We start from the raw sequence: 7,623 nt of genomic DNA, 5'->3' as shown, positions 1-7,623 counted from the left end.
TACGGCACGTGCGTGGGCAACGCGCTCAAGTGGTTTCCGGATCGTCGAGGGCTGGCAGCGGGTATCACCGCGGCGGGTTTCGGCGCCGGGTCGGCCGCGACGGTCGTGCCTATTGCGCACATGATCAAGAACAGCGGCTATGAAGCGACCTTCCTGTGGTTCGGCCTGGGTCAGGGACTGGTCGTGTTCTTCCTCGGCATGGCGCTGTTCGCACCGCCGGCGAGCTTGCTGGCAAACGCCAAGAGCGCGTTGAAGACTGCCGTCTACAACGCCACCCCCAGGCAGGTAATGAGTTCGCCGATCTTCTGGGTGATGTACCTCATGTTCGTGATGATGGCGGCCGGCGGATTGATGGCGACTGCGCAACTGGGTCCGATCGCGAAGGACTTCGGCTTGCACGACTCGCCCGTTTCGATTCTCGGGCTGACCTTGCCTGCGCTCACATTCGCGCTGACCATCGACCGGGTGCTCAATGGTTTGACGCGGCCGTTCTTCGGATGGATTTCCGACAGGATCGGGCGAGAGAACACCATGTTCATGGCGTTCGCCATCGAAGCAGTCGGAATCCTGGCGTTGTCGAAGTACGGGCAAAGTCCCGTTGCCTTTGTGATACTGACCGGGATCGTGTTCTTTGCGTGGGGTGAGATCTACAGCCTGTTTCCGGCCACATGCGGCGACACCTTCGGTCCGAAGTTTGCCGCGACCAATGCCGGTCTGCTTTATACGGCGAAGGGAACGGCCGCGTTGCTGGTGCCGTTCAGCAGCGTGATCACGGCGGCCACGGGAAGCTGGCACGCGGTGTTCATGCTGGCGTCCGGCATGGCGGCGCTGTCTGCGCTACTGGCTCTGTTCGTGCTCAAGCCGATGCGGCAAGCGCACAAGCAGAAGCATGCAGCGGCGCCGATGGACATGCCGTTTGCGTCGGTGGTGAAGGAGTGATGCAGCGTTGAGTTGCAAAATGCCCGATGGCCGGCCATATAGCCGGCCATCGGTCGTTTCAGGTCAAGCCTGTTTCCGGCCGACCAGATAAGACACGCCCTCGGGGCCATATCGTTCGCTGTGCGCTTCATTCGTCATGAGATGAAACACATCGCCGATCTGATAGCGCGTTTGTTTTCCCGCGACGTCCAGCGTCAGCTCACCTTCCAGGATCAGCGCCTTCGCTTCGAACGCATGCGTATGGTTGTCCAGGGAAGCGCCGGCTTCCCGTTCGACCAGCACGGTTGTCTGAAAACCCTCGCGCGCAAGCATTTCGATGAAATCGTCGCGTTCCATGATCGTTCCTTTGGGATTCGAGGCCACACCAGTCACTAATATAAGTTGAAACGCATGTTCTGCGGCCAAACGGGAAAACGCGTAAAATATGAGACTGTCCTCACATTTTCACGCGCATTGTCCTGCGCACGCTTTCAATTGGAGCCGTCATGTCTAGTCTCGATCTCAATCCTGAACGCACCGCGCTGGTGGCCATCGATTTGCAACACGGCATTCTGGCGCGTCCGCTCGGCCCGCATGCCGCCGCCGATGTCGTAGCAAACAGCGTGCAACTCGCCAACGCGGTGCGTGCGAAAGGCGGCCTGGTCGTCTGGGTTCGCGTCGACCTGACGGCGATCCTGCACCTTTCCGCCGATGCACCCACTGCGCCTCCTAAGGGCTCGCCCCCGCCGCCCGCGAGCGCGTCGGAGTTATCGGCGGAACTTGGGATTCAGAGCGGGGATGTAGTCGTGACCAAGCGCCAGTGGGGCGCGTTTTATGGCACGGATCTGGAGCAGCAATTGCGCCGCAAGGGCATCCGGACAGTGATCATGAGCGGCATTGCCACGAATTTCGGCGTGGAATCGACGGCGCGCGGCGCATTCGATCGCGGCTATGAACTCGTGTTTGCGGAAGACGCGATGACGTCGCTGAGCGCCGAGGCCCATGCGTTCGTAGTCGGGAACATCTTCCCGCGCATGGGGCGGGTGAGGGCGACTGCGGATGTGGTGAAGGCGCTGCAGGAAGGTTAAGACAGGAACGGTCCGATACACGTGTTGTGCCGGACCGTTCGGGATTTCAAACCTCGAGCCGCGACTCCTTCGCTGCTTCCATCTCCTGCGTCGATCCCTTCGCCGGCCGTCCGGCCCAATAGCCGGCCAGCAACGAACCGGACAAGTTGTGCCACACCGAAAACAATGCGCCCGGGAGCGCTGCTATCGGCGTGAAATACAACTTGCCGAGCGTCGCTGCGAGTCCCGAGTTCTGCATCCCGACTTCAATTGCCAGCGTGCGGCACACGGCTTCGTCGAAGCCGAGCAGGCGGCCGCCCCAATAGCCGCCAAGCAGGCCGATGCCGTTATGCAAAATCACCCCGAACATCACCAGCAGGCCCACAGACGCAATGCTCTTCTGTGTTCCCGCGACCACGGCGGAAATGATGAGCAGGATGGCGATCATCGAAATGATCGGCAACGCCGGTTCGACCGCGCGCACGAGCTTGTTGAAAAAGTGGTTGATGAACAACCCGGCAACGATCGGCAGCGCGACGATCTGGACGATGCTCATCAGCATGCCGTGGACATCGACTGCAATCGATGCATCCACGTACAGCCGCGTGAGCAAGGGCGTGGCGAACACGCCGACGAGCGTCGATAACGCACTGATGGTGACGGACAGTGCAACATCGCCGCGCGCCAGGTAGATCATCACGTTGGACGCGGTGCCGCTCGCGACGCTTCCGACCAGCACCATGCCGGCCGTCAGGTCGGGCGGCATGCGCAACGCCTTGGCGATTCCCCACGCGGCGAGCGGCATCACCAGATAGTGCAGCCCGATTCCCGCAATCACCGGCGCCGGCCGCGTGAACACGCGCCGGAAGTCGGCGAAGGAGAGCGTGACGCCCATCGCGAACATGATGATGGTGAGCAGCGTGGTGACGTGGGGCGCGATGCCCGTGAACGAGGCTGGCGAGAAATAGGCGACGACCGAGATGAGTACGGCCCAGACGGGAAACAGGCGGGTGACGCGTGAAAGCATGCTGATACGATCCTGGCTGATTTAAAGGGGGCGGGAAAACAGGCTGACCATGCCATCGATAAAAGCGGCCAGGGGCGCACCGCACAACGAATCCTTATGAGATCCGCCGGCCGCGGACAAAACGCCGAACCGGATTGTAGCGGTTTGCCTTAAAACTCCCGCCCAGGTTACTTTAGCCGCGCCACGGTGCCCGCATCCGGTTCGCCGCCAAAATACGTGTTGAGTGCGAGTTCGAACGGCGTCTTGTCCGTGGCGGCGTGGGCGAACAGGGTCATCGACGAATGGAATTTGAGGTCGTCCGGGTAGCCGAAAATCTGTTCCACCGAGCGTCCCTCGAGCGCGTTGACGATTTGCGTCAACACCCGCAGACGCTCTCCAAGCACAGGATGATCGAGGTATGCGCGTGCCTCATCCACTGAAGATATGGCGTAGCGTCGCGCCATGTCACTATGTCCCAGCCCCTGGATTTGCGGAAACACGAACCACATCCAGTGCGTGCGTTTCTTGCCGGTTTCGAGTTCCGAAGTCACCGTTTCGAACAACGGATTCTGGGCATCGACAAAACGTTGCAGATTAAACGAGTCGCTCATTACCGCCTCCAGATCGTTGCCGGAAAATGCTGCAAGTGATGTTCCCGCCATGCCTGCAGAAAAGGCAATCCTGCCCGTTTGCGAACGATATGCCGCTTTCTGCTATCTTGGCGGCCATGCAAAACATCATCGAAATTTCGAATCTGTCGAAGAGCTATGCGTCCGGCTTCACGGCGCTGAAAAATGTCTCGCTCGATATCCGTCGCGGGGAGATCTTCGCGCTACTCGGGCCGAACGGCGCAGGCAAGACCACGCTGATCAGCATTGTGTGCGGGATCGTGAATCCTACAGAAGGCACGGTACGCGTGAACGGTCACGGCATTATCTCCGACTACCGCGCCGCCCGCGCGATGATCGGGCTCGTGCCACAGGAACTGACCACGGACGCGTTCGAATCCGTCTGGGCCACCGTTTCATTCAGCCGCGGCTTGTTCGGCAAACCGCCAAACCCGGCGCATATCGAGAAAGTGCTGCGCTCGTTGTCGCTCTGGGAGAAGAAGGACAACAAGCTTGTCACGCTCTCGGGCGGCATGAAACGCCGCGTGCTGATTGCAAAGGCTTTGTCGCACGAACCGGAAATCCTGTTCCTCGACGAGCCGACTGCCGGCGTGGATGTGGAACTGCGCCGCGACATGTGGAACCTCGTGCGCGGCCTGAAGGCGAGCGGCGTGACGATCATCCTGACGACGCATTACATCGATGAAGCCGAGGAAATGGCGGATCGTATCGGTGTGATCAATCGCGGCGAGATCATTCTGATCGAGGAGAAAGCCGAACTGATGCGCAAGCTTGGCCAGAAAAAACTCGCGCTGCAACTGGAAGATGCAATCACGCAGGTTCCCGCAGGTCTGAGCGGATACCGGCTGGCGCTCTCCGCGGATGGTTGCGAACTGACGTACACCTACGACGCGCAGGACGAACCGGGCCGCATCATTACATTGCTGAAGGATCTTGCCGATAACGGCGTCCAGTTCAAAGACCTGCAGACGACGCAGAGCTCGCTGGAAGACATTTTCGTGAGCCTGGTCGGAGAGAAGAAATGAATATTCATGCAATCCGGGCCATCTACAAGTTCGAAATGGCGCGCACGTGGCGCACCATCATGGGCAGCATCATCTCGCCAGTAATCTCCACGTCGCTGTATTTTGTGGTGTTCGGCGCGGCGATCGGCTCGCGCATTCCCGAAGTGAACGGCGTGAGTTATGGGGCGTTCATCGTGCCGGGTCTCGTGATGCTTTCGCTTTTGACGCAAAGCGTCTCCAATGCGTCGTTCGGCATCTACTTTCCAAAATTCACCGGTACGATCTACGAACTATTGTCCGCGCCGATTTCGTATCTGGAGATCGTGCTGAGTTATGTGGGTGCGGCCGCGACCAAGTCGATCATCCTCGGCCTGATCATTCTCGCGACCGCGCGCCTCTTCGTGCCGTTGCATGTGGATCATCCGTTCACGATGATCGTGTTCCTGTTGCTGACGGCGATTACGTTCAGCTTGCTGGGATTCATCATCGGCATCTGGGCGGACGGGTTCGAGAAGTTGCAGGTGATCCCGCTGCTGATCATCACGCCGCTCACGTTCCTCGGCGGAAGTTTCTATTCCATCGATATCCTGCCGCCGTTCTGGAAAGCCGTAGCGCTGTTCAATCCAGTGGTGTACCTGATCAGCGGTTTTCGCTGGAGCTTTTACGGTATCGCCGATGTCAGCGTGGAAATCAGCCTCGTCATGACGCTGGTGTTCCTTGCGGTGTTCATCGGCGTGGTCGCGTGGATCTTCAAGACCGGCTACAAGCTGAAATCGTAAAGGGTGCGGAATATGCGCGATGTGCTGATTGAAAAATTCGGGCTTCAGCCGCATCCCGAAGGAGGCTTTTTCCGCGAGACTTATCGTGGTGCCGACAAGGTCTTTCGGCAGACCTCGCCGCAAGATGGACGCTCGGCGTCCACCGCGATCTACTACATGCTGTGCGACGGCGCGCATTCGGCGTGGCACCGGATCAGGTCTAACGAGGTCTGGCATTTCTACGCGGGCGAACCGATCAACATCCACGTAATCGATACCGCCGGCCACTTGCATACGCATCGACTCGGCAACGCATTGACGCATGCTGACGCCGTATTCCAGGCGGTTGTCCCGACAGGGCAATGGTTTGCCGCGGAGTTATGCGATCCGGCGACCTTCGCGCTGGTCGGCTGCACGGTCGCTCCGGGTTTTGAATTCAGCGAATTCGAACTCGCCGACATCGCGGTATTGAAGAAAGCGCATCCGCAGCACGCGGATGTGATCGCCCGGTTGGGACCACGGGCCTGAAAAAGCCAGGCGAAAAAAAGCGGCGCTCTTCTGATAGAGGCGCCGCTTTCTCGTGGCCGTTATTCCTATAGATTCGCTCTCACCGCATCGCGAACGGCATCCATCATGCCGCCGTGATTGAGCGGGATATCGAGTGAATCGGCGTAGACGTCCTGATCCGTCTGTGCGCGTGCCTCTTTCGGTTCGCGTAGCACTTGCGACTCATACGCTGTGTCTGCTGACCGGATGGTGTCACGAGCTACGGCGCGCTGCGCTTGAAAACTCTTCACGATGAACTCCTTGCAGTGATGGAGCGGCGGGAGACTGCGATCCTACGCAATTGCGATGACAAATTTACGACGCGCGGTCCTGCCGATGCGCGTCATTAATCTGTCGGGCCGTTCGCCTGAACCGCGTTGCGCATCCAGCAATGAAAGTGCGGCTCTACAGTGTAATAGCTGTCACAGCGATGGAATCGTACTTCTGGCTTATGAAACGAAGAGAGGTATATCAGCAGCGAGCGCGGAATTTGGCTTGGAAATTGCCGGATCGAAGAGACGGTTGCAAGAGGTAGACACAATATCTGCGCGGGTTTCGGAACACGCATCCACGGCAGCGCGATGCCACGCGGGCGAAAGCCTCGACGCAGATTTGCCTCGCCATGAGAACTTAAAGCGCCGCCTCAACATCAAAGCGGCGCAACGTCGTGTTTCATATTACGGAAAGCGCGTCCGCATTGTGCGGTAGCGTTTCCGTAGCATTTCTCGTGGCTAGGTGGCTTGCTCAGGCGTGCTCAGGCGTGCTGATCCTGCAGATCGGCGTCGCAATTCTCATTCTGTGGCATGGAAGCCGCAAGAATCATCGCCGATGCGTTTTGCGGTTTCGGATCCCGTTGCGACGGCCGGTAAACCGCGTCGCCCCGATGAATGACTTCGCCGGTCAGGGCGCACGCACCGTCGGTCGTCGCGGTGGTCACGCGCCAACCCTGATAACCGTAATGGCAAGTTGCCGCATCCGACCAATAAACAATCGCAGTGGCGCTGCTCGGCCGTTCGATGACACGCACCACGGCTTCGGGAAACGGCCGTTCGGATTGCGCCGGTGGCGCCGCAACGTGCGGGTGATCGCGCTCCCACGCTCGCGTGAGCCGCTCTAAAAAAGGATGGACGGCCCGTTGCCGCGGGGCAGTTTCTGCCGCGCTTGCGTGGGTCGCTGTCAACGAGCGGACCGTCTGTTGCCACGGGTCCGCGCTTCTGGCTAACGCTGTCATGGTTCGTTCCTGGCATGGTTCACGCTCGAACTTACGCAATCGGCGTGTTCCGATAAATACCATTCAGGTGAATACACTGTCTTGTTAGCGCGAATAATCGCAACCGACGCTTATGCAATAAGGCTTTGCCCGATGTTGCGCCGCCGCGGCCAACATGATTGAAGACGATTGAAACTTTTAATTATTGCGATAGGCCATCAATTCGCCGCGTATTTCGCATGCGGACATCGTTGCACCGATCGAAACGTATGGAATATGTAAGGTGTCAAACTTTGCGAGAAAGCCTTGGAATGCGTCTTGCGGACGCCATACTGGCTACCTACTTACAACACTGAACGAGGTACTCGTGAAGAAAAGTCTTATCGCTACGGCAGTTTTGATTTCGACTCTGGGCGTGGCATCAGCGGCATTTGCGCAAGGCGCTCCGGGCGGTCCCGGCGGTCCCGGTCACGACGACCACGGCA

Annotated in this window: 10 protein-coding genes; 5 read left to right on the top strand and 5 right to left on the bottom strand. The window is 59.0% G+C overall.

Annotated features, from left to right (window positions below):
• Positions 1–939: oxalate/formate MFS antiporter (oxlT, locus tag ACRXB1_RS25420; RefSeq protein WP_449493599.1), on the top strand; the 939-nt coding region annotated here is incomplete at its 5' end.
• A gap of 63 nt (positions 940–1,002) precedes the next feature.
• On the opposite strand, the gene ACRXB1_RS25415 is transcribed toward oxlT, so the two are convergent.
• The gene (locus ACRXB1_RS25415; RefSeq protein WP_062172347.1) at positions 1,003–1,275 is read right to left on the bottom strand and encodes a cupin domain-containing protein; all 273 of its coding nucleotides are present in this window, start codon (positions 1,273–1,275) and stop codon (positions 1,003–1,005) included.
• Between the two features lie 149 nt (positions 1,276–1,424).
• Between ACRXB1_RS25415 and ACRXB1_RS25410 the strand changes: the two genes are divergently transcribed.
• Positions 1,425–2,006: a hydrolase gene (locus ACRXB1_RS25410; RefSeq protein ID WP_062172348.1), complete on the top strand. Its 582-nt coding sequence runs from the start codon at positions 1,425–1,427 to the stop codon at positions 2,004–2,006.
• A gap of 46 nt (positions 2,007–2,052) precedes the next feature.
• Here ACRXB1_RS25410 and panS read toward each other — a convergent pair whose 3' ends face one another.
• Positions 2,053–3,012: a ketopantoate/pantoate/pantothenate transporter PanS gene (panS, locus tag ACRXB1_RS25405; protein ID WP_174364860.1), complete on the bottom strand. Its 960-nt coding sequence runs from the start codon at positions 3,010–3,012 to the stop codon at positions 2,053–2,055.
• Between the two features lie 167 nt (positions 3,013–3,179).
• Complete coding sequence (locus tag ACRXB1_RS25400) at positions 3,180–3,602, bottom strand: DUF1810 domain-containing protein (RefSeq protein ID WP_062172350.1); 423 nt, start codon at positions 3,600–3,602, stop codon at positions 3,180–3,182.
• Positions 3,603–3,718: 116 nt separating this feature from the next.
• On the opposite strand from ACRXB1_RS25400, the gene ACRXB1_RS25395 reads away from it, so the two are divergent.
• The 3 genes from ACRXB1_RS25395 to ACRXB1_RS25385 are packed head-to-tail and all read left to right on the top strand — an operon-like array spanning position 3,719 to position 5,910.
• Positions 3,719–4,645 carry an ABC transporter ATP-binding protein gene (locus ACRXB1_RS25395; protein ID WP_062172637.1) on the top strand — a complete coding sequence of 309 codons (927 nt, stop codon included), beginning with the start codon at positions 3,719–3,721 and terminating at the stop codon, positions 4,643–4,645.
• Complete coding sequence (locus tag ACRXB1_RS25390) at positions 4,642–5,403, top strand: ABC transporter permease (protein ID WP_449493598.1); 762 nt, start codon at positions 4,642–4,644, stop codon at positions 5,401–5,403. The genes ACRXB1_RS25395 and ACRXB1_RS25390 overlap by 4 nt, the downstream gene beginning before the upstream one ends.
• Positions 5,404–5,415: 12 nt before the next feature.
• Positions 5,416–5,910 carry a cupin domain-containing protein gene (locus ACRXB1_RS25385; RefSeq protein WP_449493597.1) on the top strand — a complete coding sequence of 165 codons (495 nt, stop codon included), beginning with the start codon at positions 5,416–5,418 and terminating at the stop codon, positions 5,908–5,910.
• A 65-nt stretch (positions 5,911–5,975) separates the two neighbouring features.
• Here the strand turns inward: ACRXB1_RS25385 and ACRXB1_RS25380 are convergent, their stop codons facing one another.
• Both ACRXB1_RS25380 and ACRXB1_RS25375 read right to left on the bottom strand, forming a co-directional pair.
• Positions 5,976–6,179 (bottom strand): hypothetical protein, encoded by a 204-nt coding sequence (locus tag ACRXB1_RS25380; protein ID WP_062002613.1) that lies wholly within the window; start codon positions 6,177–6,179, stop codon positions 5,976–5,978.
• A 503-nt stretch (positions 6,180–6,682) separates the two neighbouring features.
• Positions 6,683–7,159: a DUF3331 domain-containing protein gene (locus ACRXB1_RS25375; RefSeq protein WP_174364307.1), complete on the bottom strand. Its 477-nt coding sequence runs from the start codon at positions 7,157–7,159 to the stop codon at positions 6,683–6,685.
• Between the last annotated feature and the right edge of the window lie 464 nt (positions 7,160–7,623).

Source organism: Caballeronia sp. M23-90, from assembly GCF_053574605.1.
Note: the sequence above shows the minus strand (reverse complement) of the source record. Positions and strands in the feature narration are given on the sequence as shown.